The sequence below is a fragment of the Amycolatopsis tolypomycina genome, assembly GCF_900105945.1.
Classification (GTDB): domain Bacteria; phylum Actinomycetota; class Actinomycetes; order Mycobacteriales; family Pseudonocardiaceae; genus Amycolatopsis; species Amycolatopsis tolypomycina.
Genome location: NZ_FNSO01000004.1, coordinates 1,443,209 through 1,469,976 on the forward strand (window position 1 = coordinate 1,443,209; position 26,768 = coordinate 1,469,976).

Annotated in this window: 25 protein-coding genes; 16 read left to right on the forward strand and 9 right to left on the reverse strand. The window is 72.1% G+C overall.

Annotation, left to right across the window (positions count from 1 at the left end):
• Nucleotides 1-25 precede the first annotated feature (25 nt).
• The 4 genes from ggt to BLW76_RS17415 all read left to right on the forward strand — a co-directional run bounded on the left by ggt (nucleotide 26) and on the right by BLW76_RS17415 (nucleotide 5,234).
• A complete protein-coding gene (ggt, locus tag BLW76_RS17400; protein ID WP_091308436.1) occupies nucleotides 26-1,831 on the forward strand; it encodes a gamma-glutamyltransferase in 1,806 nt (601 codons plus the stop codon).
• A 547-nt stretch (nucleotides 1,832-2,378) separates the two neighbouring features.
• Nucleotides 2,379-3,305, forward strand: coding sequence for a methionyl-tRNA formyltransferase (fmt, locus tag BLW76_RS17405; RefSeq protein ID WP_091308438.1), 927 nt, complete (start codon nucleotides 2,379-2,381; stop codon nucleotides 3,303-3,305).
• Entirely contained in the window at nucleotides 3,302-4,726 is a 1,425-nt protein-coding gene (locus BLW76_RS17410) for an RsmB/NOP family class I SAM-dependent RNA methyltransferase (RefSeq protein ID WP_091308440.1), read from the forward strand. Before fmt ends, BLW76_RS17410 begins: the two co-directional genes overlap by 4 nt.
• A gap of 10 nt (nucleotides 4,727-4,736) precedes the next feature.
• Nucleotides 4,737-5,234: a flavoprotein gene (locus BLW76_RS17415; RefSeq protein WP_091308443.1), complete on the forward strand. Its 498-nt coding sequence runs from the start codon at nucleotides 4,737-4,739 to the stop codon at nucleotides 5,232-5,234.
• A gap of 153 nt (nucleotides 5,235-5,387) precedes the next feature.
• Here BLW76_RS17415 and BLW76_RS17420 read toward each other — a convergent pair whose 3' ends face one another.
• The 3 genes from BLW76_RS17420 to BLW76_RS17430 form a co-directional block, all read right to left on the reverse strand.
• Nucleotides 5,388-6,485 carry a serine hydrolase domain-containing protein gene (locus tag BLW76_RS17420; protein ID WP_208613317.1) on the reverse strand — a complete coding sequence of 366 codons (1,098 nt, stop codon included), beginning with the start codon at nucleotides 6,483-6,485 and terminating at the stop codon, nucleotides 5,388-5,390.
• A 112-nt stretch (nucleotides 6,486-6,597) separates the two neighbouring features.
• Entirely contained in the window at nucleotides 6,598-7,260 is a 663-nt protein-coding gene (locus tag BLW76_RS17425; protein ID WP_091319510.1) for a response regulator transcription factor, read from the reverse strand.
• Nucleotides 7,257-8,456 (reverse strand): sensor histidine kinase, encoded by a 1,200-nt coding sequence (locus BLW76_RS17430; protein ID WP_091308448.1) that lies wholly within the window; start codon nucleotides 8,454-8,456, stop codon nucleotides 7,257-7,259. Before BLW76_RS17430 ends, BLW76_RS17425 begins: the two co-directional genes overlap by 4 nt.
• A gap of 122 nt (nucleotides 8,457-8,578) precedes the next feature.
• Between BLW76_RS17430 and rpe the strand changes: the two genes are divergently transcribed.
• From rpe to BLW76_RS17455, 5 genes are all read left to right on the forward strand, one after another.
• On the forward strand, nucleotides 8,579-9,250 hold the full coding sequence (gene rpe, locus BLW76_RS17435) for a ribulose-phosphate 3-epimerase (protein WP_091308450.1): 672 nt from the start codon (nucleotides 8,579-8,581) through the stop codon (nucleotides 9,248-9,250).
• 79 nt (nucleotides 9,251-9,329) lie between these two features.
• Nucleotides 9,330-9,950: a riboflavin synthase gene (locus tag BLW76_RS17440; protein ID WP_091308453.1), complete on the forward strand. Its 621-nt coding sequence runs from the start codon at nucleotides 9,330-9,332 to the stop codon at nucleotides 9,948-9,950.
• Nucleotides 9,947-11,269, forward strand: a complete 1,323-nt coding sequence (locus tag BLW76_RS17445) for a bifunctional 3,4-dihydroxy-2-butanone-4-phosphate synthase/GTP cyclohydrolase II (protein ID WP_091308455.1) — start codon at nucleotides 9,947-9,949, stop codon at nucleotides 11,267-11,269. The genes BLW76_RS17440 and BLW76_RS17445 overlap by 4 nt, the downstream gene beginning before the upstream one ends.
• Entirely contained in the window at nucleotides 11,266-11,772 is a 507-nt protein-coding gene (ribH, locus tag BLW76_RS17450; RefSeq protein ID WP_091308458.1) for a 6,7-dimethyl-8-ribityllumazine synthase, read from the forward strand. Before BLW76_RS17445 ends, ribH begins: the two co-directional genes overlap by 4 nt.
• Nucleotides 11,769-12,212 carry a PH domain-containing protein gene (locus BLW76_RS17455; RefSeq protein WP_091308460.1) on the forward strand — a complete coding sequence of 148 codons (444 nt, stop codon included), beginning with the start codon at nucleotides 11,769-11,771 and terminating at the stop codon, nucleotides 12,210-12,212. The genes ribH and BLW76_RS17455 overlap by 4 nt, the downstream gene beginning before the upstream one ends.
• Before the next feature lie 5 nt (nucleotides 12,213-12,217).
• Here BLW76_RS17455 and BLW76_RS17460 read toward each other — a convergent pair whose 3' ends face one another.
• Together BLW76_RS17460 and BLW76_RS17465 are read right to left on the reverse strand one after the other, a co-directional pair.
• Nucleotides 12,218-12,994, reverse strand: a complete 777-nt coding sequence (locus BLW76_RS17460; protein ID WP_091319513.1) for an exodeoxyribonuclease III — start codon at nucleotides 12,992-12,994, stop codon at nucleotides 12,218-12,220.
• A 71-nt stretch (nucleotides 12,995-13,065) separates the two neighbouring features.
• Complete coding sequence (locus BLW76_RS17465) at nucleotides 13,066-13,788, reverse strand: S1 family peptidase (RefSeq protein ID WP_091308462.1); 723 nt, start codon at nucleotides 13,786-13,788, stop codon at nucleotides 13,066-13,068.
• 165 nt (nucleotides 13,789-13,953) lie between these two features.
• On the opposite strand from BLW76_RS17465, the gene uvrC reads away from it, so the two are divergent.
• The 5 genes from uvrC to BLW76_RS17490 all read left to right on the forward strand — a co-directional run bounded on the left by uvrC (nucleotide 13,954) and on the right by BLW76_RS17490 (nucleotide 20,035).
• Nucleotides 13,954-15,909 carry an excinuclease ABC subunit UvrC gene (uvrC, locus tag BLW76_RS17470; RefSeq protein ID WP_091308464.1) on the forward strand — a complete coding sequence of 652 codons (1,956 nt, stop codon included), beginning with the start codon at nucleotides 13,954-13,956 and terminating at the stop codon, nucleotides 15,907-15,909.
• A 42-nt stretch (nucleotides 15,910-15,951) separates the two neighbouring features.
• Entirely contained in the window at nucleotides 15,952-16,809 is an 858-nt protein-coding gene (rapZ, locus tag BLW76_RS17475) for an RNase adapter RapZ (RefSeq protein WP_003101350.1), read from the forward strand.
• A gap of 1 nt (nucleotide 16,810) precedes the next feature.
• Complete coding sequence (locus tag BLW76_RS17480; RefSeq protein WP_091308466.1) at nucleotides 16,811-17,797, forward strand: gluconeogenesis factor YvcK family protein; 987 nt, start codon at nucleotides 16,811-16,813, stop codon at nucleotides 17,795-17,797.
• Nucleotides 17,797-18,789: a DNA-binding protein WhiA gene (gene whiA / locus BLW76_RS17485; RefSeq protein ID WP_043788299.1), complete on the forward strand. Its 993-nt coding sequence runs from the start codon at nucleotides 17,797-17,799 to the stop codon at nucleotides 18,787-18,789. Before BLW76_RS17480 ends, whiA begins: the two co-directional genes overlap by 1 nt.
• Before the next feature lie 286 nt (nucleotides 18,790-19,075).
• On the forward strand, nucleotides 19,076-20,035 hold the full coding sequence (locus BLW76_RS17490; protein ID WP_091308468.1) for a glucosyl-3-phosphoglycerate synthase: 960 nt from the start codon (nucleotides 19,076-19,078) through the stop codon (nucleotides 20,033-20,035).
• Here the strand turns inward: BLW76_RS17490 and BLW76_RS17495 are convergent.
• Complete coding sequence (locus BLW76_RS17495) at nucleotides 19,985-20,881, reverse strand: sterol desaturase family protein (RefSeq protein WP_091308470.1); 897 nt, start codon at nucleotides 20,879-20,881, stop codon at nucleotides 19,985-19,987. The two genes, BLW76_RS17490 and BLW76_RS17495, sit on opposite strands and share 51 nt — an antisense overlap.
• A 70-nt stretch (nucleotides 20,882-20,951) precedes the next feature.
• On the opposite strand from BLW76_RS17495, the gene BLW76_RS17500 reads away from it, so the two are divergent.
• Nucleotides 20,952-21,560: a TetR/AcrR family transcriptional regulator gene (locus tag BLW76_RS17500; protein WP_244170197.1), complete on the forward strand. Its 609-nt coding sequence runs from the start codon at nucleotides 20,952-20,954 to the stop codon at nucleotides 21,558-21,560.
• 395 nt (nucleotides 21,561-21,955) lie between these two features.
• Nucleotides 21,956-22,324 (forward strand): hypothetical protein, encoded by a 369-nt coding sequence (locus tag BLW76_RS17505; protein ID WP_091308472.1) that lies wholly within the window; start codon nucleotides 21,956-21,958, stop codon nucleotides 22,322-22,324.
• Between the two features lie 48 nt (nucleotides 22,325-22,372).
• Here BLW76_RS17505 and BLW76_RS17510 read toward each other — a convergent pair whose 3' ends face one another.
• The 3 genes from BLW76_RS17510 to BLW76_RS17525 all read right to left on the reverse strand — a co-directional run bounded on the left by BLW76_RS17510 (nucleotide 22,373) and on the right by BLW76_RS17525 (nucleotide 26,753).
• Complete coding sequence (locus BLW76_RS17510; protein ID WP_091308504.1) at nucleotides 22,373-24,937, reverse strand: PQQ-dependent sugar dehydrogenase; 2,565 nt, start codon at nucleotides 24,935-24,937, stop codon at nucleotides 22,373-22,375.
• A 509-nt stretch (nucleotides 24,938-25,446) separates the two neighbouring features.
• Nucleotides 25,447-26,277: a coproporphyrinogen III oxidase gene (locus tag BLW76_RS17520; protein ID WP_091308510.1), complete on the reverse strand. Its 831-nt coding sequence runs from the start codon at nucleotides 26,275-26,277 to the stop codon at nucleotides 25,447-25,449.
• A gap of 38 nt (nucleotides 26,278-26,315) precedes the next feature.
• Complete coding sequence (locus tag BLW76_RS17525) at nucleotides 26,316-26,753, reverse strand: PPOX class F420-dependent oxidoreductase (RefSeq protein WP_091308513.1); 438 nt, start codon at nucleotides 26,751-26,753, stop codon at nucleotides 26,316-26,318.
• Between the last annotated feature and the right edge of the window lie 15 nt (nucleotides 26,754-26,768).

Sequence of the window (26,768 nt, forward strand, 5' to 3'; positions counted from 1 at the left end):
TTGACCAAGGGGCAGACTCGCCCGCATGCCCGCGCACAGGAGTCGCACCACGCTTGTCCTGGCCGTTGCCGCCGTGCTCACCGCCGGTGTTGCCGCGCCCGCCACCGCCGCCACGCCCACGCCGAAGTCGCCGGTCGCCGTCGGCTTCGGGGGTGCCGTGGCCAGCATCGACGCCGATGCCACCGCGATCGGCACCCGGGTGCTACGCGACGGCGGGAACGCCGTCGACGCGGCCGTCGCGGTCGCCGCCGCGCTCGGCGTCACCGACCCGTTCTCCGCCGGCATCGGCGGCGGCGGGTTCTTCGTCTACTACGACGCCAAGACCCGCCGCGTGCACACCCTCGACGGCCGCGAAACGGCGCCGAAGACCGCCGACGAGAACCTCTTCGTCGAAAACGGCAAGCCGCTCCCGTTCGCCGACGCCGTCACCAGCGGCTTGAGCGTCGGCGTGCCCGGCACGCCCGCGACCTGGGCCGAGGCGCTGCGCAAGTGGGGCACGCGGTCGCTGGCGAAGACGCTGAAGCCCGCGGAGCAGCTCGCGCGCGACGGCTTCGTCGTCGACCAGACGTTCCAGACGCAGATCGCGAACAACGCCGCGCGGTTCTCGGCCTTCCCGTCGACGCGGTCGCTGTACCTGCCCGGCGGCGCGCCGCCCGCGCCCGGGACCGTCTTCAAGAACCCGGACTTGGCCGCCACGTACGCACAGCTCGAGCGCAAGGGCGTCGACGCGCTGTACAACGGCCCGATCGGCGCGGACATCGTCAAGACCGTGCAGAAACCGCCGGTCGACCCGGCTTCGACGCTGAACGTCCGGCCCGGCAAGCTGACCGCCGGCGACCTCGCCGCCTACGACGTGATCGAGCGCCGTCCGACCCACACGACGTACCAGGGACTGGACGTCTACGGCATGCCGGCACCGTCGTCGGGCGGGCTGACGGTCGGCGAAGCGCTCAACATCCTCGAGAACTTCGACCTCAAGGGCGCGAGCAAGGCCGACTACCTGCAGTACTTCCTCGAGTCGACCCGCTTCGCCTTCGCCGACCGCAACCGCTGGATCGGCGACCCGGCGTTCGTCGACGTCCCGGCGCGCGAGCTGCTGAGCCAGCGGTTCGCCGACTCACGGGCGTGCCTGATCTCGAAGGACAAGGCGGCGACCAGCCCGGTGGCCCCGGCCGACCCGCGCCACCCGGCCTCGTGCACCGCGGGCGCGACGGCCGCGCCGACGCCGTACGAGGGGGAGAACACGACGCACCTGACGGTGGCGGACAAGTGGGGCAACGTCGTCGCGTACACGTTGACGATCGAGCAGGAGGGTGGCAGCGGCATCGTGGTGCCGGGCCGCGGGTTCCTGCTGAACAACGAGCTGACGGACTTCTCGTTCACGCCGGTGACGCCGGGCGTGCCCGACCCGAACCTGCCGGGCCCGGGCAAGCGCCCCCGTTCGTCGATGGCCCCGACGATCATCCTCGACCACGGCCGCCCGTTCTTCGCGACGGGCTCGCCGGGCGGAGCATCGATCATCACGACGGTGCTCCAGGTGATCCTCGGCCGGGTGGATCGCGGCCTGTCCCTGGAGCAGGCGATCGCAGCCCCACGGGCATCCCAGCGCAACTCGGCGGCGGCCCAGGTGGAGCAGGCGTTCCTCGACCAGGACCAGGGAAAGCTGGTGGCGGACCTCAAGGCCCGAGGCCAGGGCTTCTCGACAGCCCCGGCGGAGATCGGCGCGGCAACGGGAGTGGAGCGCCTGCGCGACGGCCGCTGGCTGGCAGCGGCAGAACCGGTCCGGCGCGGCCAGGGCGCGGCCCAGGTGGTGTGGCCGGCGAACTGGTAGGTAGTTGAGGGCTGACCTCACCGGGAACGTCGCGAGTGGTTCATTCGCGACGCCCGGTGAGGAGCGCCCCCGCCCCCGCCAGCCGGCGCCCGCACGCTCGAACCGGGCTCGGCCACACCCCCCTGCCGAACCGATACGCAGCCGCTTCAGCGACCGTCAGGCCGGGTCAAGGCACGCTTTCCCGCCTTGACGCGGTCTGACGGCCGTTGAACAATCGAGCGTTCGGGTCGGCGGGGGGAACCCCGGCAGGGCAGCTCAGCTGGGTTCCGGCAGGGCAGCCCCGGCAGGGCAGCCCCGGAAAGCCAAAACCACCCACCCGCCCCGGGGGCGCCCCCCGGGTCCAGCGTATCGCCGTAGCCCGACACAAAACCGCGAAACCCAGCGTGATCGACCCGCTTGTCCCCATCACAACCACCCTGTGGACAACCCCACGCTGAGCTGCGGATCGGCACATCGGGGCACTGGCGCGCCCGCCCGGAGGGCGCCTTCTAGACTCGGGCTCGATGTTCCAGCCACCTGAAACCCTGCTTCCGCCGGGAGTGGGCCGATGAAGCTCGTCTTCGCCGGCACTCCCGACCCGGCGGTTCCCGCCCTGCGTGCCCTGCTCGATTCCGGGCGGCACGAGGTCGTCGCCGTCGTCACGCGCCCCGACGCGCAGGCCGGCCGCGGCCGCCGGGTCGTCCGCTCGCCCGTCGGGGCACTCGCCGACGAGCACGGCATCGAGGTCCTGACGCCCGCGCGTGCCGGTGATCCGGCCTTTCTCGCGCGCCTGGCCGAGCTCGCGCCCGATGCCTGCCCGGTCGTCGCCTACGGGGCGCTGCTGCCGCAGGCCGCCCTCGACATTCCGCGGCTGGGCTGGGTGAACCTGCACTTCTCGCTGCTGCCCGCGTGGCGGGGCGCCGCGCCCGTGCAGGCCGCGATCCGCGCCGGCGACGAGATCACCGGCGCCTCGACCTTCCGGATCGTCAAGGAACTGGACGCCGGCCCGGTCTACGGCGTCGTCACCGAGGCGATCGGGGCCACCGACACCGCCGGCGCGCTGCTCGGGCGGCTCGCGGAGTCCGGGGCCAAGCTGCTGCTGTCCACCATGGACGGTCTGGCCGACGGCAGTCTCGTCGCGCGCGAACAGCCCGCCGAAGGCGTCAGCTACGCGCCGAAGGTGACCGTCGACGACGCGCGGGTGTCCTTCGCCGATCCGGCGTCGGCGGTCGACCGGCAGATCCGGTCGGTCAGCCCCGAACCGGGTGCCTGGGCGGAGTTCCGCGGGGAACGCTTCAAGCTCGGCCCGGTCACGGTGCTCGACGAACCCGGCCCGCCGCCGGGCGAGATCGTGGTCGAACGCAAACGGGTGCTGGTCGGGACGGCGACGAAGCCGTTGCGGCTCGGCGAAGTCCAGGCACCCGGCAAGAAACGGATGGCGGCCACCGACTGGGCGCGCGGAACAAGGATCGACCAGGGAGAGCGCCTCCGGTGAACGACCACAGGGAACGACGTCCGTCACGGCCGCAGCGGGGCCGCCCGGCACCGCGCAAGGAAGGGCCGCGCCGCCCGCCGGAGGTGGATCCGGCCCGGCAGGCCGCGTTCGACGTCCTCGCCGCCGTCCGGACCAAGGACGCCTACGCCAACCTCGTCCTGCCGGACCTGCTGCGCGAGCGGCGGATCACCGGCCGGGACGCCGCGCTGGCCACCGAGCTCGCGTACGGCGCGTCGCGGGCGCAGGGCATGCTCGACGCGATCATCGAGTCCTGCGCCGAGCGCCCGCTCAAGCAGACCGACCCGGCGGTGCTCGACGCGCTGCGCCTCGGCGTCTACCAGCTGCTGCGCACGCGCATCCCGGAGCACGCCGCGGTGACGTCCACAGTGGACCTCGTGCGCGCGGAAGCCGGTTCGTGGGCCACGGGTTTCGCGAACGCCATCATGCGCAAGGTGTCCGAAAAGGACGAAGCGGCGTGGCTCGACGAGCTGGCGCCGGACGAGGCGGCCGACCCGATCGGCGCCTACGCGCTGCGCACCGCGCACCCGCGCTGGATCGCCCGGTCCTTCGCCGAAGCGCTGGGCGACAAGGGGGCCGGCCTCAAGGCCGCCCTGGAAGCCGACGACGCGCGCCCGGAGGTGCACCTCGTCGCCCGGCCCGGTGAGATCAGCGCCGACGAGCTCGCCGCGATCACCGGCGGCGACCCGGCGCCGTACTCCCCGTACGGCGTCCGCCTGCCCGCCGGCGCCGGCGACCCGGCCGACGCCGAACCGGTCCGCGAGCGCCTGGCGGCCGTCCAGGACGAGGGCAGCCAGCTGTGCGCGATCGCCGCGACGAAGGTGCCGCTCGACGGCTCCGACGAGCGCTGGCTCGACCTGTGCGCCGGCCCCGGCGGCAAGGCCGCGCTGCTCGGCGCGCTGGCCGCGTTGAGCGGGGCGACCGTCGACGCCGTGGAGAAGGCGCCGCACCGCGCGAAGCTCGTCGAGAAGGCCACGAGCGGGCTGCCGGTGAAGGTGCGCGTCGCCGACGGACGCGAGAGCGGCCTGGAGCCGGGCTACGACCGGATCCTCGTTGACGCGCCGTGCAGCGGACTCGGCGCGCTGCGGCGCCGGCCGGAGGCGCGCTGGCGCCGTCAGCCGTCCGACGTCGCGGACCTGACGAAGCTGCAGGGCGAGCTGATCACCGCCGCGTACGAGCTGCTGCGGCCCGGTGGCGCGCTGACCTACGTCGTCTGCTCGCCGCACCTGGCCGAGACCGAAGGCGTCTTCGCGGAGACGGCGCGGCGGCTGAAGGCCGAGGTGCTGGACGCGCGCGAGTTCTTCCCCGGCGTCCCGGAGCTCGGTGACGGGCCGTACGTCCAGCTGTGGCCGCACCGCCACGGCACGGACGCGATGTTCTGCGCCGTGCTGCGCAAACCGTGATGGGCAAACCGTGAGGGACCTCGGGCTGGTCGCCGGCTCGTGCGGCGGGCTGGACGTCCGGTTCGCCGCCGAGCTGGCCCGCCCGGCCGCCGAGCGCGGCTGGCGCCCGGCGATCACGCTGACGCCGACGGCGCACCGCTGGCTGGAGGCCACCGGCGGGCTCGCCGAGGTGGCGGCGTGCACCGACCTGCCGGTCCGCAGCGCGTCCCGGCTGCCCGGCGAGCCGCGGCCGCACCCCGACCCGTCGGTGTTCCTGTTCGCGCCGGCGTCGGCGAACTCGGTCGCCAAGCTGGCGCTCGGCATCGCGGACAACCAGGCGCTGACGCTGCTGGGTGACGTGCTGGGCGCGCCGGGGATCACGATGGTGGTGGCGTACCAGATCCAGGACACCCGGGTGCACCACCCGGCGTGGCAGCGCCACCTCGACACCCTCGCGGGCGCCGGGGTGACCCTGCACCGCCTGGACATCCGGCGGCCGTGGACCGAGGTGCTGGACCTGCTGCCCTGAGGCGGCTGCCGGGTGCTGGACCTGAGACCCGAGGCGGCTGCCGGGTGCTGGACCTGAGACCCGAGGCGTCAGGCCCGAGCGGCCGCGGGGGCGCCCCCCGGTTTCCACTCTACCGGCGACCACCGACAGTTTCCGCGCTGCCGCTGCCGCGACCTACGGGCAGACCGCCGCGTCCGTGGCGGCATACAGGTGCTGGTTCGCCCCGGCCGGTGGCGGGTTCTGGTTCAGCACCACCACTGCCCGGCGGTCGTGCGGGCCCACGCCCGACAGGTTCGTGAAGCCGATGATTCCGCCCTGGTGGCCCCAGAACTCGCCGCACGTCACCGGGATGCGGCCGAGGCCGAGGCCGTAGCCTCCGCCTGGTGCGCCCAGGTCGGCCGGGACCGTCCGTTGCATCTCCGCCAGCTCGGCCGGGCGCAAGAGGCGGCCGCCCAGGAGCGCTCCGTAGAACCGGTTCAGATCCGCCGGTGTGGAGATCAGGCCGCCCGCCGCCCACGCGATCGTCGCGTCGAAGTCGCTGAAGTCCACCAGCTTCCCGTTGAGCGGCAGGTAACCGACCGCGTGCGGGGCCGGCAGCCGCTCGTCGCCTCGGCGGGGCAGGTACGTGTCGTGCAGGCCCAGTGGCCGGGTGATCCGGTGGGCGATCAGGTCGCTCAGCGCCTTGCCGGTCACCTTTTCGGCGAGCATCCCCGCCACGATGTAGTTCGTGTTGGAGTACGACCACTTCGTGCCCGGCGGGAACAGCGCCGGGTGCCGCAGCGCCGTCGCCACCAGCTCGGCCGGCTCGGCTCCCCGGTGGCGCAGGGCTTCCGGGTCCGTCCGGTCGAAGTCGTCCGTGTAGTTGTAGAGCCCGCTGGTGTGCTGGAGCAGCTGCCGGACCGTGATCCGCGGGTCGGGCAGGAGCCCCGGCAGGTACCGCGCGACCGGGGCGTCGAGCCGGACGCGGCCCTCGGCGACCAGTTGCAGCACCACCGTGGCGACGAACGTCTTCGTGACGCTGCCCGCCCGGTAGGAACCGTTGCGCGGGAACGGTTTCCCGGTGGCGATGTCACCCGCGCCACTGCGGACCACCCGGGTCCGGTGGCCGTCCTGGATCACCGCTTCGGCGCCCGGGACGCCGTCCTGGGCCGTCAGGACGTCGAGGCGTTGCCGCACCGGGTCCGCCGTGGCGGCCAGTGCCGGTGCCGCGGTGGTGGCGGCGAGCAGCGCGACGAGCGTGCCGGCGGTGATGGCCCGCAATGACTTCCGCATGAAATCGAACCCCCTGGTGTGTCGGTCTCCATGAACACTAGGGATTCCGGGACGCCGGCGGGATGAGGTAAACCGCACGATCTTCCTGCGGTGAGCCTCACCCCCGTTCGGGTCAACGGCCGCCGACGTGACCGGGCCGCACGACCCCCGCTTCGTACGCGATGACCACCGCCTGGCTGCGGTTGCCCGCCCCGAGCTTGGCGAAGATGTTGCCCACGTGGGTCTTCACCGTCTCCAGGCTGATCACCAGCGCCGCTGCGATGTCCTGATTGGACAGTCCGGTGGCGATGAGCCGCAGCACCTCGGCTTCGCGGCGGGTGAGCGTCTTCGCCGCCCGCGCGTGCTCGCCGCCGCCGGGAACCCGTTCGCTCACCAGCCGGCGGATCGCCTCCGGGAACAGCAGCGACTCGCCGGTCGCCACCGTCCGGACCGCGTGCGCGATCTCCGCCTTGCGCGCCCGCTTCAGCAGGAACCCGCTGGCCCCGGCCAGCAGCGCCTCGTGCACGTAGTCGTCGTTGTCGAACGTCGTGACGACGAGGATCTTCGGCGGCTCCGCCAGCGCCGCGAGCACCTGGCGGGTGGCCTCGATGCCGTCGGTGCCGGGCATCCGGACGTCCATCAGCACGACGTCCGGCCGGGTCCGCCGCACCGCCGCCAGGACCTCGCCGCCGTCGGCCGCCTCGCCGACCACCGGCAGGCCCTGCTGCTCCAGCAGTGCTCGCAGGCCGGTGCGGACCAGCGGCTCGTCGTCGGCGAGCAGCACCGTCGGCGTCACGCGCCCGCCCGCAGCGGGATCGTCGCCCGCAGCCGCCACTGCTGCCCGTCCGGCCCGGCGTCGAGCTCGCCGCGCAGGGCCTCGACGCGCTCGGCGAGCCCGGTCAGCCCGCGCCGTCCGGTCCGCGGCCCGTCGCCGGGCAGCGCGTTGACGACCGCGATGCCGAGGCGGTCCGGCCCGGCCTCGACCCGCACGTCGACCGCGCCGGGACCGGCGTGGCGCAACGCGTTGGTCAGGCCCTCCTGGACGATCCGGTACCCCTCGCGCGACACCGTGGCGGGCAGCGCCGCGACCGGCCCGGTGACGGCCAGGCGCACGTCGAGCCCGGCTTCGCGGGCCCGCACGGCGAGCACGTCCACTTCGGCGAGCGTGCGCGTCGGCGCCGTGGCGGCCGGCTCCTCGCGCAGCAGGCCCAGGACGTGGTCGAGGTCCTCGAGGGCGCTTCGGGACGCTTCTTCGATCGTGCCGAGTGCGCGCCGGGCCTGCACCGGGTCCGTCTCGACGAGGTCGGCCGCGGCCGCCGCCTGGATCGTCGACGTCGTCAGCGTGTGCCCGATCGAGTCGTGCAGCTCCCGGGCCAGCCGGTTGCGCTGGGCGAGGACGGCGGCGCGGCGCTCGGCCAGCGCCGTGCGTTCGGAGCCGGACGGGCCCAGCAGCGCCTCCGCGCCGGCCCGGAAGGCGCGGGTGGTGGCCGCGAGCAGCACGACAGCCACGACGAGCAGCACGAACCCGAACGGGACCGTCCACCCGCCGAGCGGGACGTCGTCCCAGAACAGGCTGATGGTGTCCTGGCCGCCGGTCAGCCAGACCAGCGGCACGAGCAGGCCCAGGCTCAGGAAGGCGAGCACGGTCAGCAGGATGCCGCTCAGCCCCGTGTGCAGGGCGAGCCACAGGCCCGAGCGCAGCCGCGCGCCGGCGTCGGGGCGCCCGGCCGGGGCGGGGATCCTGGTGCCGAGCAGCACGTTCGCCAGGCCGATGCCGGCCCGTCGCACCGGCCCCAGCAGGCCCAGCAACCCCATCAGCACCGCCACGGCGACCAGGGCGAGCAACGCCCGGACCCGTGAATCGGCCTCCACGGACACGGCCGCGACAAGCGCGAAGGGCGAGGCCGGCACCGTCAGCACGGCACCCGCGACGGCGAACGGGAGGCTGCGGTAGCTGCCGATCCGCGCCAGGGACTGGAAGAATCCGGACATGACGGCGAGCCTATGGCCGCCCGTGTGGCCCCCGCCTCCCTCTCCGGAGCCAGATCCTGGTCACAACCGGTTAGCGAGCGTTAGCGCCGTCCTCCTACACTCGGGACGTGGCAGACCGACCTTTGATCGCCCCCAGCATCCTCGCGGCGGACTTCGCCCGGCTCGGCGAGGAGATCGCCGCCGTGGCCGGCGGCGGGGAGACCCGCGCCGACTGGGTCCACGTCGACGTCATGGACGCGCACTTCGTGCCCAACCTGACCCTCGGCCTGCCGGTGGCCAAGGCCCTGATCGACAGCACCGACCTGCCGATCGACTGCCACCTGATGATCGACGACCCGGACCGCTGGGCGATCGGGTACGCCGAGGCCGGCGCCTACAACGTCACCGTGCACGCCGAAGCCGCGAAGGACCCGGTCGCGCTGGCGAAGAACCTGCGGGCCGCGGGCGCGAAGGCGGGCCTGTCGATCAAGCCGGGCACCGCGCTCGAGCCGTGGCTCGACGCGCTCAAGCACTACGACACGCTGCTGGTCATGTCGGTCGAGCCCGGCTTCGGCGGGCAGTCGTTCATCGCCGACGTCCTGGAGAAGGTCCGCACCGCGCGGCGGCTGGTCGACACCGGCCACCTGAAGCTGATCGTCGAGATCGACGGCGGCATCAACACCGACACCATCGAGCAGGCCGCCGAGGCGGGCGTCGACTGCTTCGTCGCCGGGTCCGCCGTCTACGGCGCCGGCGATCCGGGCAAGGCGGTCGCCGCGCTGCGCGAACAGGCGGCCCGCGGCCGGGCCGGCTGACCTCGCAGCGGCACCGGAGAAGCCACCGGGCCGCGGCGGGTGTTGGATGGAAGGACCGGCTTACGAGGAGGCAGCGCACGTGTTCACCGGCATAGTCGAGGAGATCGGCGAAGTCACCGCGGTGGAGCAGCTGACGAACGCGGCCCGGCTGCGCGTCCGCGGCCCGCTGGTCACCAGCGACGCCGGGCACGGCGACTCGATCGCGGTCAGCGGGGTCTGCCTGACCGTCGTCGAGGTCACCGGCGGCGAGTTCACCGTCGACGTCGTCGACGAGACGCTGCAGCGGTCGAGCCTCGCCAAGGTCGCGGTCGGCGACCGGGTCAACCTCGAGCGTGCCACCCCGGCCGGCGGCCGGCTCGGCGGGCACATCATGCAGGGCCACGTCGACGGGACCGGCGTGTTCCTCGGCCGCGACGAGAACGGCGTCACGACGTTCGCGCTGCCGGCGCACCTGTCCCGGTACGTGGTCGAGAAGGGCTCCATCGCGGTCGACGGGATCTCCCTGACGGTGGCCGCGGTGACCGCCGACCAGTTCAAGGTGGCGCTGATCCCGACCACCCTGGAGGTGACCACGCTCGGCGGCCGGGAGACCGGCGACCTGGTCAACCTCGAGGTCGACGTGGTCGCGAAGTACGTGGAAAAGCTGGCCGAGGCGCACATCCGCGACCAGGTGCAGAATCAGCACGGAGGAGCGTCATGAGTGAGACGGCAGAGCCGGCGGCGGGCTGGACCCCGTGCGGCAGCGGAGCGGTGTTCGACGCCGACGCCATCGAGCGGGCGATCGCGGACATCGCGGCGGGCCGCCCGGTCGTCGTGGTCGACGACGAGGACCGCGAGAACGAGGGTGACCTCATCTTCGCCGCCGAGAAGGCGACGCCGGAGCTGCTGGCCTTCATGGTCCGCTACACCTCGGGCTACGTCTGCGTGGCGCTGACCGAGTCCGAGGCCGACCGGCTCGACCTGCCGCCGATGTACCACACGAACCAGGACGCGCGCGGCACCGCGTACAGCGTCACGGTCGACGCCGCCGACGGCATCACCACCGGCATCTCCGCCGCCGACCGCGCGCACACGATCCGGCTGCTCGCCGACCCGTCGGCCACGGCGAAGGACTTCCGCCGTCCCGGCCACGTCGTGCCGCTGCGGGCCAAGGAAGGCGGCGTGCTGCGCCGCCCCGGGCACACCGAGGCGTCGGTCGACCTGGCCCGGATGGCCGGGCTCGCCCCCGCCGGCGTGCTCTGCGAGATCGTGTCCCAGAAGGACGAAGGCGACATGGCGCGCCGCGACGAGCTCGAGGTGTTCGCCGCCGACCACGACCTGGCGATCATCACCATCGCCGACCTGATCGCCTACCGCCGCCGCACCGAGAAGCAGGTCGAGCGCGTCGCCGAGGCACGCATCCCCCTGGCCGCGGGCACGTTCCGCGCGGTCGGCTACGACTCGCTGCTCGACGGCATCGAGCACGTCGCGTTCGTCTACGGCGAGATCGGCGACGGCCAGGACATCCTGGTGCGCGTGCACTCCGAGTGCCTGACCGGCGACGTCTTCGGCTCGCTGCGCTGCGACTGCGGCCCCCAGCTGGAGGCGGCCCTGGAAGCGGTGGCCGCCGAAGGCCGCGGCGTCGTGCTCTACATCCGCGGCCACGAGGGCCGCGGCATCGGCCTGCTGCACAAGCTGCAGGCCTACCAGCTGCAGGACGACGGCGCCGACACGGTGGACGCCAACCTCCAGCTCGGCGTCCCGGCCGACGCCCGCGACTACGGCACGGGCGCGCAGATCCTGTGCGACCTCGGCGTCCGCACCATGCGGCTGCTGTCGAACAACCCGGCCAAGCGGATCGGCCTCGAGGGCTACGGCCTGCGCGTCACCGGGCGCGTGCCGCTGCCGATCTCGCCGAACCCGGAGAACCTGCGCTACCTGCGGACCAAGCGCGACCGGATGGGCCACGACCTGGCCCAGCTGGAGCACTACGACCAGGTCGGCGCGCGCCCGGAGCACACCGACGGAGGAGCACTGTGAGCGGCGAAGGCCGACCTGAGGTCAAGCTGGACCTCTCCGACTGCAAGTCGCTGAAGCTCGGCATCGTCGCCACCCGCTGGAACGCGGACATCACCGACGTCCTGCTGGAGCGGGCCCTGGTCGCGGCAAAGGAGGCCGAACTCGAGGAGGAGCCGACGGTCGTCCACGTGGCCGGCGCGGTGGAACTCCCGGTGGTGGCGCAGGCGCTGGCCCGCAACCACGACGCGGTGGTCGCGCTGGGCGTGGTCATCCGCGGCGGCACCCCGCACTTCGAGTACGTGTGCGACGCGGTGACGGCGGGCCTGACCCGGGTGGCGCTCGACGAGAGCACCCCGGTCGGCAACGGCGTCCTGACGTGCGACACGCACGAGCAGGCCGTCGACCGCTCGGGCCGTCCGGGCTCGAAGGAGGACAAGGGCTACGAGGCGACGGTGGCGGCCCTGGACTCCGCGCACGTGCTGCGGAGCCTGCGCCAGCCGTGGACCGAGCGGGGTTTCCAGTGAGCGTGGCGACGTCGCTGGTGATCCGCCCCCGCCGGGCGATGATCATGTGCAGCGTGCTGGCGGTGGCGCTGCTGGCGGTGTTCGTCGTGGTGGCGGTCCTGCTGCGCACCGGCGACACTGGCGTGCGTTTCCAGCGCTCCGACCAGGCGGCGATGGTGGGCATCGGGATCCTGCTGGCGTGCGGGGTGATGCTGTTCGCGATCGCCAGGGTGCGGGCGGACGCGGAGGGCATCGAGGTCCGGAACGTGGTGATCACGCGCCGGTTCGCGTGGAGCGAGGTGCTGTCGGTGAGCTTCCCCGACGGCGCTTCGTGGGCGCGCCTGGAGCTGCCGGACGACGAGTACCACGCGGTGATGGCGGTGCAGGCGGTGGACCGGGACCGGGCGGTGGAGGCGGTGCGGGCGTTGCGCAAGCTGCACCGCGCAGCCACCGGCGGCTAGCGGCCTCAGAGGTCGACGTCCACCACGATCGGCGCGTGGTCCGACGGCCCCTTGCCCTTGCGCGCATTCCGGTCCACATAGGAATCCGTGACGGCGGAGGTGAACGCCTCGTTCCCGTACACCAGGTCGATCCGCATGCCCTTGTTGTTCGGGAAGTTCCCCGCCCGGTAGTCCCAGTACGTGAACGGGTGGTCGTACTTCAACGGCCGCGGGAAGACGTCCGACAGGCCCAGCTTCCGCAGGCGTGCCAGTGCATCGCGTTCCGGGGGAGTCACGTGCGTCGACTCCGCGAACAGCGCGATGTCCCAGACGTCCTCGTCGGTCGGCGCCACGTTGAAGTCGCCGAGCACCGCGAACGGCCCGGACGACAGCTCCGAAGCCACCAGCGAGTGCAGCGACGACAGCCACTCCAGCTTGTACGCGTAGTGCGGGTTGTCCGGCTCGCGCCCGTTGGGCACGTACACCGACCACAGCCGCACGCCTCCGCAGGTGGCGCCCACCGCGCGCGCTTCCGCGGCACCTTCGAACGACGGCTCGCCCGGCAGCCCGCGCACGACGTCCGACAGGCCCACCCGCGACACGATGCCGACACCGTTCCAGCGCCCCAGCCCGTACGCCGCCACCTCGTAGCCCAGCGCTTCGATCTCGGCCGCCGGGAACGCCTCCGTGGTGTTCTTCAGCTCCTGCAGGCACAGCACGTCCGGCGCCGTCTCCTCCAGGAAACCCAGCACACGCGGGAGGCGGGGGATGATGGAGTTCACGTTCCAGGTGGCGATCCGCATGCCCGCGAGCATCCCACACGCCACCGACGAAAACGGGGCGGCGCCGGAAGCGCCGCCCCGTGGGAGAAATGTCAGACGCCCGAGGTCGTCCGGATCCAGGTCCGGCTCGCCGCCACGCTCGCGTAGTTGTTGGTGCCGCGCGTGTTCGACCCGCTCTGGTTCTGGACCGTCGACGCGACGCCGACCTGGACACCGTTGGCCACCTGGGGCCCGCCCGAGTCGCCCTTCCACGCCGAGCCGTTGATGCCGACGCTCTGGATCGCGCGGCCGCCGTAGGCGTCCGTGGAGCGGCCCGTCACCTGGACGTTCGCCGTCTTCAGGGACGTCGCCGGCGGGCCGGTCGGGGTCGCGCGGCCCCAGCCGTAGATCTGGTTGGTGCTGCCCGTCGCCGGGTCCGAGCTGCCCAGCGAGATCGGGGAGGCGCTGGTCGCCGAGGCCAGGTGCAGCAGCGCGATGTCGCCGTTGGGGGACTCGTACTCGCCGTCGACGGCGATCTTCGTGCCCGAGAGCAGCGTGTTGCTGCCGACCCGGACGTACATGCCCGAGCCGTCCTGGTCCAGGCAGTGCACCGCCGTCAGCACCCAGCGCGACGCGATGACCGTGCCGGAGCAGTTGAAGCCCTGGTAGTCGCGGCCGGGCGTGTTGACGTACACCTGGGCGCCCCAGGAGACCGTCGGGGCGGTGGTGCCGCCGACGATGTTCGGCTGGACGCCCGCGGAGGCGATCGCGCCACCGGCGAGGGTCAGCGCGACGGCGGCCGCCGAGGCGGCGCCGAGGAGACGGAGAGAGCTCACGGTGGTGATCCTTTCGGAGGGGGACCGGATCGGCCGGTCGGAAAGTAACCACCGGATCACCCAGGGGGACACCGACGAAGGTCGGAAACGGACGAACACCCTACTTCCGGTGGGCCAGCCGGGGGCGCTCCGGAAACTGTCGGTGCCTCCCCATAGTCTGGAGGAGTGGCTGACCCGACCACCTACCGTCCCTCGCCGGGGAGCATCCCGGATGCCCCTGGCGTGTACAAGTTCCGCGACGCGACCAAGCGGGTCATCTACGTCGGCAAGGCGAAAAGCCTCCGCAGCAGGCTGAACTCCTACTTCGCCGACCTCTCCGGCCTGCACCCGCGCACCCGCCAGATGGTCACCACGGCCGCGAGCGTCGAATGGACCGTCGTCACCACCGAGGTCGAAGCGCTCCAGCTCGAGTACAACTGGATCAAGGAGTTCGACCCCCGGTTCAACGTCCGCTACCGCGACGACAAGAGCTACCCGGTGCTCGCGGTGACGCTGAACGAGGAGTTCCCCCGCCTGCACGTCTACCGCGGCGCCCGCAAGAAGGGCGTCCGGTACTTCGGCCCGTACGCGCACGCGTGGGCCATCCGCGAGACCCTCGACCTGCTGCTGCGCGTCTTCCCCGCGCGCACCTGCTCGGCGGGGGTGTTCCGGCGCCACGGCCAGATCGGCAGGCCCTGCCTGCTCGGCTACATCGACAAGTGCTCGGCGCCGTGCGTGGGCCGCGTCTCGGCCGACGAACACCGCGACATCGTCGAGGACTTCTGCGACTTCCTGGCCGGCAAGACCGACGTCATGATCAAGCGCCTCGAAGCCGAGATGGCGGCCGCGTCCGAGGAACTGGAGTTCGAGCGCGCGGCCCGGCTGCGCGACGACCTCGGCGCCCTGCGCCGCGCCATGGAGAAGCAGGCCGTCGTGCTCGGCGACGGCACGGACGCCGACGTCGTCGCCTTCGCCCACGACGAGCTCGAAGCCGCCGTCCAGGTCTTCCACGTGCGCGGCGGCCGGGTCCGCGGCCAGCGCGGCTGGGTCATCGACAAGGCCGAGGAGATGGACGTGCCGGCCCTGGTCGACCACTTCCTCACCCAGTTCTACGGCGACGAGGCCGAGCTCGACGCCCGCGACGACGTCGACTCCGGCCCGGTCGTCCCACGCGAGGTCCTGGTCCCGGAGCTGCCCGCGGACGCCGAAGCGGTCGCGGAGTGGCTCACCGGGCTGCGCGGCTCGCGGGTCCAGCTGCGGGTGCCGCAGCGCGGCGACAAGAAGGCACTGGCCGAGACCGTGCAGCGCAACGCGGGCGAGGCCTTCACCCAGCACAAGCTGCGCCGCGCCGGCGACCTCACGGCCCGCTCGGCGGCGCTCACCGAGCTGCAGGAGTTCCTCGCCCTCGACACCGCGCCGCTGCGCATCGAGTGCGTCGACATCAGCCACATCCAGGGCAGCGACGTCGTCGCGTCGCTCGTCGTGTTCGAAGACGGCCTCGCGCGCAAGTCCGAGTACCGGCGCTTCGCGCTCCGCGAGGCCGCCACCGAGGGTGACGTCGCTTCGATCGCCGAGGTCGTGCGAAGGCGCTTCTACCGCTACCTCAAGGAAACCGCGGAAGACACGGACAAGCCCGGCCTCGACCCGGAGACCGGGCGGCCGAAGAAGTTCGCCTACCCGCCGAACCTGCTGGTCGTCGACGGTGCGGGCCCGCAGGCCACGGCGGCCGCGGACGTGCTGGCCGAGCTCGGCATCACCGACATCGCCGTGGTGGGGCTGGCCAAGCGGCTCGAAGAGGTCTGGCTGCCCGCCGACCCCGATCCGGTGATCCTGCCCCGGACGTCGGAGGCGCTGTACCTGCTGCAGCGGCTGCGTGACGAGGCCCACCGCTTCGCCATCGCCTACCACCGCGAGAAGCGCTCCAAGCGCCTGGTGACGTCCGAATTGGACAGTGTGCCCGGGCTGGGGCAGGCTCGCCGCACCGCGCTGATCAAGCACTTCGGCTCGGTGAAGAAGCTCAAGCAGGCCAGGATCGAAGAGATCGAGGCGGTGCCCGGCTTCGGCAGGCGCACCGCGGAGGCCGTGGTCGCCGCGCTGGCCGGGGAGTCCGGCGCGAGCAACGGCACGGAAGCAGGGGAGTAGGGAAACACAGTGAGTGCGCAAGAGGAGATCCGCGGCTCCGGCATGGAGGTCGCGGTCGTGTCCGGGTTGTCCGGGGCGGGCCGCAGCACGGCGGCCAAGTGCCTGGAGGACCTGGGCTGGTTCGTCGTCGACAACCTGCCCCCGGAGCTGATCGCGACGATGGTCGAGCTGGGCGCGCAGGCGCGCGGCGCGATCACGAAGGTGGCGGTGGTGATGGACGTGCGCTCGCGCGCGTTCACCGACGACCTGGCCTCGGTGATCAAGGACCTCGACGCCCGGGGCTACAAGCCGCGGGTGCTGTTCCTGGAGGCGACTGACGCGGTGCTGGTGCGGCGCTTCGAGGCCGTCCGCCGCGGGCACCCGATGCAGGGCGACGGCCGGCTCGCCGACGGCATCACCGCGGAGCGGACGCTGCTGGAGCCGCTGCGCGAAGAGGCCGACCTGGTGCTCGACACGTCGTCGCTGTCGGTGCACGACCTGCGCGCCAAGATCGAGGACGCGTTCGGCTCCGAGGCGAGCACCCAGACCCGGGTCACCGTGCTGTCCTTCGGCTACAAGTACGGCCTGCCGATGGACGCCGACCTGGTGATGGACGTCCGGTTCCTGCCCAACCCGTTCTGGATCCCGGAGCTGCGCGAGCACACCGGTCTCGACGGTGAAGTGCGCAACTACGTCCTCTCCCAGGAGGGGGCCGAGGAGTTCCTCGACCGCTACCACCAACTGCTGCGGCTGATCGGCGCCGGCTACAAGCGCGAGGGCAAGCGGTACCTGACGCTCGCCGTCGGCTGCACCGGCGGCAAGCACCGCAGCGTGGCGCTGTCGGTGGAGCTCGCCCAGCGTCTGTCCAAAGAAGACGGTATGGCCGTGAAGGTGGTGCACCGCGACCTTGGTCGTGAATAACGTGCGCGCGGTCGCCCTCGGGGGCGGCCACGGGCTGCACGCCACGTTGTCCGCGGTGCGGCGGGTGACCCCCGACGTCACCGCGGTCGTGACCGTGGCCGACGACGGCGGATCGTCCGGCCGGCTGCGGCGCGAACTCGGCCTGCTGCCGCCGGGCGACCTGCGGCAGGCGTTCGCCGCCTTCGCCGCGGAGGACGGCGGCACGCTGTGGGCCGAGGTCTTCCAGCACCGCTTCGGCGGCGACGGCGCACTGGCCGGGCACGCGGTCGGAAACCTGCTGCTGGCCGGGCTGTTCGAGGTGCTCGGCGACCCGGTCGCCGCGCTCGACGAGGCCTGCCGGCTGATGGGCGTCTCCGGCCGCGTGCTGCCGATGTCGGCGGAGCCGCTGGAGATCGTGGGGCAGGTCAGCGGCCTCGACAGCGAGGACCCGGCGGCGGTGCGCACGATCCGCGGCCAGGTCGCGGTGGCGTCGACGCCGGGCCAGGTGCAGCGCGTCAGCCTGCACACGCCGGGCCGGTCGGGGCGCCCGCCGCAGGCCTGCGCGGAAGCCGTCGACGTCGTGCTGGCCGCCGACGTCGTGTTCCTCGGGCCGGGCTCGTGGTTCACCAGTGTCCTGCCGCACCTGCTCGTGCCGGGGCTGCACGACGCGCTCGTGCGGACGGCCGCGACGAAGGTGCTGGTGCTCAACCTTGTCCCCCAGCCGGGGGAAACCGGGGGATTCTCCCCGGAGCGCCATCTCGACGTACTCTTCGAGCACGCGCCCGATCTGCGGGTCGACGCGGTGATCGCGGACCGCGATTCCGTGCCCGACCCGGCGAATCTCCGCCGCGCGGCCGAACGGCTGGGCGGCCGGGCGCACCTGGGGGCGGTGGCCGACCCCGAAGTGGCGGGACGGCATGATCCTGATGCGCTCGCGTTGTGCATGCGGGAGGCTCTCGGTCTCGGCGGGGAGCACGGGGGAGGAGCGAAAGGCAGGGAGGGGCAGTAATGGCGATGACCGCCGCGGTGAAGGACGAGCTGAGCCGGCTGGAGATCACGAAGATCGGGCCGCGCCGGGCGGAGGTCGCGTCGCTGCTTCGCTTCGCCGGCGGGCTGCACATCGTGGCCGGCCGGGTGGTGGTCGAGGCGGAACTGGACACGGGCTCGGTCGCGCGAAGGCTGCGCAAGGAGATCCACGAGCTGTACGGCCACCATTCGGACGTCCACGTGATCACCGCCAGCGGCGGCCTGCGCAAGGGCACCCGCTACGTCGTGCGCGTGGTGAAGGACGGTGAGGGCCTGGCCCGCCAGACCGGGCTGATCGACCAGCGCGGCCGCCCGGTGCGCGGGCTGCCCGCGGCCGTGGTGTCCGGGGGCGTGGCCGACGCGGAAGCGGCGTGGCGGGGCGCGTTCCTGGCGCACGGGTCGCTGACCGAGCCGGGCCGCTCGTCGTCGCTGGAGGTGACGTGCCCGGGCCCCGAAGCGGCGCTGGCCCTGGTGGGCGCGGCGCGCCGGATGGGCATCCAGGCGAAGTCGCGCGAAGTCCGTGGCGCCGACCGGGTAGTGGTCCGCGACGGCGACGCGATCGGCGCGCTGCTGACCCGCCTGGGCGCGCACGCGAGCGTCCTGCAGTGGGAAGAACGCCGCATGCGCCGCGAGGTCCGCGCAACGGCGAACCGCCTGGCCAACTTCGACGACGCCAACCTGCGGCGGTCGGCCCGCGCAGCCGTGGCGGCGGCGGCCAGGGTGGAGCGGGCGCTGGAGATCCTCGGCGACACGGCCCCGGACCACCTCCTGGCAGCGGGCCGCCTGCGGCTGTCCAACCGGCAGGCGTCCCTGGAGGAACTGGGCCAGCTGTCGGACCCGCAGATGACGAAGGACGCGGTGGCTGGCCGCATCCGCCGGTTGCTGGCGATGGCGGACAAGCGGGCCAAGGACCTGAACATCCCGGACACCGAGTCCGCGGTCACGCCGGAGATGCTGGAAGAGGAAGACGCCTAGCGGCACTCCCGGCCGATCGCGGCGAGGTGGTCCGACACGGGGCTGCCGGCCGGCACCGGCCTCACGCCCGCGCAGGTCCGCGACAAGGTTCCTGGACGCCCAGCAGCTCCCGCCGGTCCGGCCCGCCCGTGTCCGTCCATCGTCGACGAGCCCGCGCTGAGCCATCAGGCCGGTTAACGGGATCGGTGCGGCGTGGCCGATCTCGTAACACCCCGGTAGCACCGGGGAGCGGTCGCCGAAACGCGGCACCCCGAACCTCGGAAGGGAACGAGGGAAGGGGAAACGCATGCTGCAGGTTTCGCCGGAAATCGGCACCTGGCTCACCCGGCGCAGCAGCAAGGCCGGGGACTGGACCGTCCAAGAGCTCGTCGCGGCCAAGCGCGCCACCACGGTGTCCGTGGTCATCCCGGCCCGGAACGAGGAAGCGACCGTCGGCGCGATCGTCGCGGCGATCCGCGACGAGCTGTACGGCCTGCTCGTCGACGAGATCCTCGTCGTCGACAGCCACTCCACCGACGCCACGGCCGAGGTCGCCGCCGCCGCGGGGGCCACCGTCGTCGCGCAGGACGCCGTCTTCCCCGGCCTCGACGGGCTGGCCGGCAAGGGCGAGGCGCTGTGGAAGGGCGTCGCGGCGACGAGCGGCGACCTCGTCGTCTTCGTCGACGGCGACCTCTACGACTTCACCACGGACTACGTCACCGGGCTGCTCGGCCCGCTGCTCACCGACCCGACGGTCGCCTACGTCAAGGGCTTCTACCACCGCCCGCTCGGCACCGAGGCGGACGGCGGCGGCCGGGTCACCGAGCTCGTCGCCCGGCCGCTGCTCAACATGTTCTGGCCGGAGCTGGCCGGGTTCGTCCAGCCGCTGGCGGGGGAGTACGCGGGCCGCCGCGAAGTGCTGGAGAGCATCCCGTTCGTCGCGAACTACGGCGTCGAGGTCGGGCACCTGATCGACCTGCTGGAGCTGCGCGGCCTCGACGCCCTCGCCCAGGTCGACCTCGGCCACCGCGCGCACCGCCACCAGAGCACCCAGGCGCTGGGCCGGATGTCCGGCCAGATCATGCAGACACTGTTCGACCGCCTGGAACGCCACGGCCGGCTGGTCACGGCGGCCCCACCGGCGACGCTGCTGGCCCAGTTCCGGCGCGGGACGTCACCCGGGGTCGAGCGCGAGATCGTGCTGACCGATCTCACCTCACCGCAGCGCCCGCCCCTGAACAGCCTCGCCCTGCGGGACATCGCGTAGGGCGGGCTGCCAGCCGGGCGGCCCGAACACGTACCCGGCGCGCTCGCGCCACGTCCGGGCCGTGCGCAGGTCGCGCAGGATCGAGCCGTACTCGTGGAAACCCACGCGTAGCAGGTTGTACGTGCCGATGTTCTTCGTCAGCCCGTACGTCGGCCGCTTGCCTTCGGGGACGAAGCTGCCGAACAGGCGATCCCAGATGATGAGAATGCCGCCGTAGTTCGAATCGAGGTAGGCCTCGTCGCTGCCGTGGTGGACGCGGTGGTGGGACGGGGTGTTGAAGACGTACTCGAACCAGCGCGGGAGCTTGCCGACCTTCTCGGTGTGCACGAAGAACTGGTAGACGAGGTCGATCGACAGCCCGGTCAGGATCATCCACGGCGGGATGCCGCAGAGCGCCAGCACCGACCAGAACGGCAGCTGGAAGTACGGGGTCCACTTCTGGCGCAGCGCCGTCGAGAAGTTGTAGTGCTCGCTGGAGTGGTGGACCTGGTGGCCCGCCCACAGCAGCCGCACGCGGTGGCTGGCCCGGTGGTAGGCGTAGAACACGAGTTCCTGGCCGAGGAGCATGATCGCCCACGTCCACCAGTCGCGCGGGTCGAGCTTGACCGGCGCCAGCTCGAACAGCGCCGCGAACACGACCAGCATCACCAGCCGGAACAGCGCGTTGACGCCGACCGCGACGGTGCCCATCAGCATGCTCGTGCGCGTGTCGGCGACGCTGTAGCCGACGACGTTGTCGTCGTGCCCGAGGACGTGCACCGCGACGACTTCGATCGTCACGAACAGCAGGAACACCGGAATCGCGAACAGCACGGGGTCGCGCAGGTGCGCCAGGAACTCGGCCACGTCGCCTCCTCGGATCTGACCTGACGGTAACTTACCCTGGGGTCACTTTACGCACGGTAGGCTCTCGCGTGTGACGGAGTCAAGGCCGGTGGGGACCAAGGGGATGCCCCGCGAAGAGCGCGAGGCCCAGCTCGTCGTGGCCGGCACCGAGGAGTTCGGCCGCGCGGGCTACGCGGGCGCGTCGATGGTCGAGATCGCGCGCCGGGTCGGGGTCACCAAGCCGTTGCTGTACCAGTACTTCGGCTCGAAGGACGGGCTGTACCTGGCCTGCCTGCACCGCGCGGGCGGCCGCCTCACCGACGGCGTCGCGGCGACGATGGCGGCCGGCGGCGCGCCCGACCAGATGCCGCTGAAGGTGCTGTCGGCGATCTTCACGACGTTCGACCACGACCGCTACGCGTGGCGCCTGCTGCGCGACCCGACGGTGCCGTCGACGGGCGACATCGCCGCGGCGGCCGCGGACTACCGCCGCCGTCTCGACGCGTTCGCGGTGCTCGGCGCCACGCAGCTGCTGACCTCCCGCGGCCTGGCCGACCCGGCGGACATCGAGGCGGTCGCGCAGGTGTGGACGGGCGTGGTCGACTCGCTGATCAGCTGGTGGATCGACCGCCCGGACGAAGACGCCGACGCGATGACGGCCCGCTGCGCCCGGATCATGGGCGGCTTGTTCGGCTGGTGAGGCCGGTGGCGGCCGGCACGCCACCCAGTCCTCCAGCTGCCGGTCCGCCGTCGAGGCGGATCGCGCGTGAAACCCTGCCGGCAGGCCGCGATCGCGCTCGTTTCGCGGACGACCACGTCGGCCGCCGGTGCCCGGCGAAACACGCGTGCAGGTCGCCCTCGAACGGCTCCCGTCCTCGTCGTGGACGTAGATCTGTCCATAGTGGACGTGGACGTCGACCACGGTTCGCATGCGGGCCGGCATGGCAGAGCTCACCGACAGTTTCGGTTCGCCCCTTTTGTCCGTTTCCGTCGCCACGGAGAGTGCTCATCGAAAATTCGTTGCTCGAATGGCGTAGCGAAACCACCCCGGTTCGCGATTAATCTGGGAAGCCGTCGCGTCGAGAGGTCTCCCCCATGCCCGAACCAGCCGCATCCGTCCCGGCCGATCCCCGGCTCGCCGCGCGGTTCACCGAGGATCTGCTCGACGGGTGCCGGGTTCTCGCGAAGGATTTCGGCTATCGGCCCGCCCAGTTCGAACGCATGGTGCGCGAGCACGGCGGTGTCGAGGCGGCCCGGCTGCTGCTGCGCGGCGCCGGGACCGCGGGCGGGTTCACCGTGCTCTGGGAGAAGAACCAGCTGGGCCGCAGCTCCGAGGCGGTCATGCTCCGCGAGGAGTACGCCGAGCTGTTCACCCCCGACGAACTGCTGCTGGCCCGCCGCCGGCTGGAGGAACACGGCTTCGACGTCGACGCCCACCTGCGCCGGGTGGCGGGGACGCAGTAAGGGCGGCAGGGGTGACCGGCGCCGCTCCGGTCACCCCTGCCGCGGCTTTCAGGCGGCCGCGCTGGACTTGCCGCGCAGCACCACGTTCGCCGTCGACGCGCCCTTGATCGCCGTCTCGACCTGGGCCATCGTCGAGGACGACGTCAGGCCGGGGACGGTCGCGGTGTTCAGGGCGTAGAGCGTGAACGTGTACGGGTGGCTCGAACCGCCCGGGCAGGGGCCGAAGTACTTCTGCGCGTTCGCCCCGCTGCCCATCGCCTTCTGTTTGGCACCACCCTGGTTCGGCACGGTGTAGCCCGCGCCGAGGCCCTCCGGCAGCGACCGCGTGGCCGCCGGGATGTCCCAGATCGCCCAGTGCAGCTTGTTGCCGCTGTTGGCGACGTCGGCGAACACGACGGCGTAGCCCTTCGCCCCGGTGGACTCGCCCCACGCCAGCGGCGGCGACGGGTCCTGGCCCGCCGTGCCGTCCCCGGCGCAGGTGTACTTGTCCGGGATGGTGGCGTTGTCGGCGAAGGCGGAGCTGGTCAGCTTGAAGCCGCCGGGCGTGCTGCCGCCCGGGAACTTCAGCCGCACGATCACGTTGTCCAGCGTCGACGGCGTGCCGCCGTTCTTGTCGTTGTTCGTCGAGGTCAGCCAGAGCCCGCCGTCCGGGGTCTTCGTGACCGACCGCAGCCTGCCCCAGCGACCCGAGAACAGCGTCGACACCGTGCCGACGCCGGTGCCGGCGGCGTTGATCTGCGTGGCGAACAGCTGCTGCCCGGTGACGCCGGCGATGTAGATCCAGTCGTTGACGATCTCCACCCCGCTCGGCCCGGCCTGCGACGTCGACCAGGTCTTCTTCGGCGCGATGTAGCCGCTGCAGCTGCCCTGCGTGCCTTCGCAGCTGGGCCAGCCGAAGTTGCCGCCCTTCTGGATGAGGTTGAGCTCGTCCTGGCTGCTCTCGCCGAACTCCGCCGCCCACAGCTGGCCGCGGGAGTCCCAGGCCAGGCCCTGCGGGTTGCGGTGGCCGTAGCTCCAGACGTAGCGGGCGTTGCCGCCGGTGGCGTAGAACGGGTTGTCGCTCGGCGCCGAGCCGTCCGGGTTGAGCCGCAGGATCTTCCCGTTGAGCGAGCTCTTGTTCTGTGCGTTGTCGCTGTTCTTGGCGTCGCCGACGGTGGCGTACAGCTTGCCGTCCGGACCGAACTTGATCCGGCCGCCGTTGTGGTAGCGGTTCTTCGCGATCCCGGTCAGCACCGGCGTCGACGTCGACGACAGCGTGGTGCCGTCGTAGGTCATCTTCACGATCCGGTTGTCCCCGGATGCCGTGTGGTACAGGTAGATCGCGTGGTCACTCGACCAGTTCGGCGAGATCGCCAGGCCGAGGAGGCCGCCTTCGCCGCTGGTCGTGACGGCGCCGGGCACCTTGCCCAGTGTCGTCTTCTGGCCGGACGGCGTCACGAGCAGGAGCTCGAACCGGTCCCGCTCGGTCACCAGCGCGTTGCCGTTCGGGAGGAAGTCCACCGACCAGCCGAGGTCGACCTTCGCGATGTCCCGGTCGTACTCGGGGATGCCGCCCGCGCCGCCCGGCGCGCTGGTCTTCGCGGTGACGGCGTTGCTGGCCGCCGAGCTGTTGCCGTCGGGGTCGCGCGCCTTGACGGTGAACGTGTAGGACGTGTTCGGGTCGAGGTTCGTGACGGTCGTGCCCAGTGACGTCGTGGTCGCGACCTTCGCGGCGCCCTGGTAGACGTCGTAGCCCGCGATGGTGCCGCCGTTGTCCGTGGAAGCGTTCCACGCCAGGGAGACGCTGTTCGCGGTGACGCCGGTGGAGCGCAGGTTGCCCGGCACGGTGGGCGGGGTGGTGTCGTTGCTCGGCGGCGTGGTGAAGGTGACCACGTTGCTCTGCTGCGACGGGTTGCCGGCGGCGTCGTACGCGCCGACCGAGATGTCGTAGGCGGTGTTCGGGGTCAGGTTGTCGACGGTCGCGCTCGTGGTGTTCCCGTCGACGGTCTTGAGGATGTTGCCGCCGCGGTTGATCTCGTAGCGGACGACGCCGACGTTGTCCGTCGCGGCCGTCCAGGAGAACGTCGCCGCGGTGGGCAGGATGTTGCTCGCCTTGAGGTTCGACGGCGGGGACGGCGGTTCGCCGTCGACCGGCGCGGTGAAGGTGTCGGTGAGCTTGTCGGCGTTCGGGCCGCCGTTGGCGGTGGTGGCGGTGGTGCGGACCTTGTTGACGCCGGCGGTGAGCTGCACGGTCGCGGTGACGGTCTTCCAGGTCGTCCACGCGCCGGTGGCGGGGAAGTCGACGGTGCCCTTGTCGCCGCCGTCGACGGTCAGCTTGACCGGCCGGTTGTCGGCGGTTCCGTTGGCATAGCGGAAGGTCAGCGTGTGCGTGCCCGCTTGCGCGGCGTTGACGGAGTATTCGACGTAGCTGCCGACGACGTTGTCGAAGTTGACGAAGCCGGTGCCGCTGTAGCCGGCGTGGTTCGACTCGACTGCGCCCTGGACGATCGTGGCGTTCTCGGACTCGTAAGCGGTGTCGGCCGCGAAAGCGTTTACCGGGCTGACCGCGGTGAGGCCGAGCGCCGCGACCGCGGTACCGGCCAGTACCGCGCGCCACGGTGGACGGGGTGCCACTGGGAGCCTCCTGCGTTGTCGGGGGACAGGGGGTGACCGGGGCGGAATGGTCGGCGGACCACCGGCGAAAATAGTTAGGAAAGTTTCCTATTTATGGGACAGATCACACACCTTCGAGGTGGGCCCTGTCAATAGTCCACGCGACGGCTCACTCAGCGTGCCAACGGTTTCCCGCTCAGCGGGGCGTGGCCGGTCGCGCAGCTCAGCCCGCTCGGCCCCGAGCGGCCCAATGTGGCGTTGGGTGCGTTGGGCGCACCGAACGCCGCATTGGGTGCGTTGGGTGCACCGAACGCCGCATTGGGTGCGTTGGGTGCACCGAACGCCGCATTGGGTGCGTTGGGCGCACCGAACGCCACATTGGGTGCGTTGGATGCACCGAACGCCACATTGGGTGCGTTGGATGCACCGAACGCCACATTGGGTGCGTTGGATGCACCGAACGCCACATTGGGGCGCTCCCGTGCGGCCGATCGAACCGGAGCCCGCCGGGGCGCCCCCCGTTTTCGACTCTACCGGCGAGCACCGACAGTTTCGGCCGCCCAGTCGCGCGGGACGAGGAACGACGCCAGCTCCGCCTCCGCGCTCCCGGGCTCGGGCGTGAACTCCGGCGCCCAGCGGGCCAGCGGCGGCAGGGCCGCCAGGATCGCCTCGGCGTCGGCCTGGACCGCGGTCGCCGCGTCGTGGACGAGCGTGAACTCGACGTACCGGCCGCGACGGTAAAGCTGCCACAGTCGCTCGCGTTCGCCGTGCGGCATGTCCTTGCGCCGTCGCACGATGGGGAAGTACGCCGGGGCGATCGCGGCGATGCCCGCCGCTGTGAAGGCCGCCGAGCTCCGCCAGCCGTCCGGGCCGGGGAGGCTCAGGTGGTCGAAGAGGATGCCGCCGATTCCGCGGGCTTCGTCGCGGTGGGGCAGCCGGAAGCGGTCGTCGCACGCCCGCTTCGCCTGGGCGTGGAACGCCGGGTCGAGCGTGTCGCAGTGGCTCTTGAGGACGCGGTGGAAGTGCGTGGCGTCCGCGGCGAAGCCGTAGCAGGGCAGCAGGTCGACGCTGCCGCCGAACCACCACGTGTCGCCGCCTTCGCGGTAGCGGAAGTGCGCCTGGAAGGCCGGGACGTACGGGTTGCGCGGGTGCAGCACCACTGACAGCCCGGCCGCGAAGAACTCGCCGGAGAAGGCCGCGCTGACGACGGCACGTTCGAAGACGTCACCGTTTTCGAGCAGCCGAGTGCGACCGGAGCGGCCGAAGCGCCCGCCGTCGAGGCGTTCCAGCTCGGCGACCAGTTCGCGCTGGCCCGCGCTGAAGATCGCCTTGACGGCGTCCCGTCTGTCTCCCGAAGGCATACCCCCACCCCCGGGGGCAGATTACCAGCGAAACGGGGTCAGCCGGCGATGTCGGCGCGCGCGATCACCTTGGTGATCTTCGCCCGGACGAGGGATTCTTCGGGGACGGCGTTGCGCTTGCCGTACGCCTCGGCCTGCTCGGCGCCCATGTACCGGCCGCCCAGCTTCGTCGCCCACTCGAGCATTTCGTCGAGGTCGTGGGTCAGCCGCGCCTCGGCGGTGAACTGGACATACGAAAACGGCGGCTTCTGGTCGTCGACGGCGAGGGAGATGCGGCCGTCGCGGGCGATGGCCTTGCCCTTGAGCGTCTCGGTGCCGGTGGTGAAGATCAGCTCGTCGCCGTCCGGCCCCTCGTTCAGGAGGAACCAGATCGGGGTGACGATGGGGGAGCCGTCCTTCCTGACCAGCCCCAACATGCCCGTCCGGGTGCCTTCGGAGGCGAACTTCCACCACTCTTCTCGGCTCATCTCACGCATGTAGGCGACGTTAGC

Coding starts and splice junctions, on each gene's coding strand:
- ggt (WP_091308436.1), top strand. CDS start 26: ATGCCCGCGCACAGGAGTCGCACCACGCTTGTCCTGGCCGTTGCCGCC.
- fmt (WP_091308438.1), top strand. CDS start 2,379: ATGAAGCTCGTCTTCGCCGGCACTCCCGACCCGGCGGTTCCCGCCCTG.
- BLW76_RS17420 (WP_208613317.1), bottom strand. CDS start 6,485: ATGCGGAAGTCATTGCGGGCCATCACCGCCGGCACGCTCGTCGCGCTG.
- BLW76_RS17430 (WP_091308448.1), bottom strand. CDS start 8,456: ATGTCCGGATTCTTCCAGTCCCTGGCGCGGATCGGCAGCTACCGCAGC.
- BLW76_RS17445 (WP_091308455.1), top strand. CDS start 9,947: ATGAGTGAGACGGCAGAGCCGGCGGCGGGCTGGACCCCGTGCGGCAGC.
- BLW76_RS17460 (WP_091319513.1), bottom strand. CDS start 12,994: ATGCGGATCGCCACCTGGAACGTGAACTCCATCATCCCCCGCCTCCCG.
- rapZ (WP_003101350.1), top strand. CDS start 15,952: ATGGAGGTCGCGGTCGTGTCCGGGTTGTCCGGGGCGGGCCGCAGCACG.
- whiA (WP_043788299.1), top strand. CDS start 17,797: ATGGCGATGACCGCCGCGGTGAAGGACGAGCTGAGCCGGCTGGAGATC.
- BLW76_RS17490 (WP_091308468.1), top strand. CDS start 19,076: ATGCTGCAGGTTTCGCCGGAAATCGGCACCTGGCTCACCCGGCGCAGC.
- BLW76_RS17505 (WP_091308472.1), top strand. CDS start 21,956: ATGCCCGAACCAGCCGCATCCGTCCCGGCCGATCCCCGGCTCGCCGCG.
- BLW76_RS17520 (WP_091308510.1), bottom strand. CDS start 26,277: ATGCCTTCGGGAGACAGACGGGACGCCGTCAAGGCGATCTTCAGCGCG.
- BLW76_RS17525 (WP_091308513.1), bottom strand. CDS start 26,753: ATGCGTGAGATGAGCCGAGAAGAGTGGTGGAAGTTCGCCTCCGAAGGC.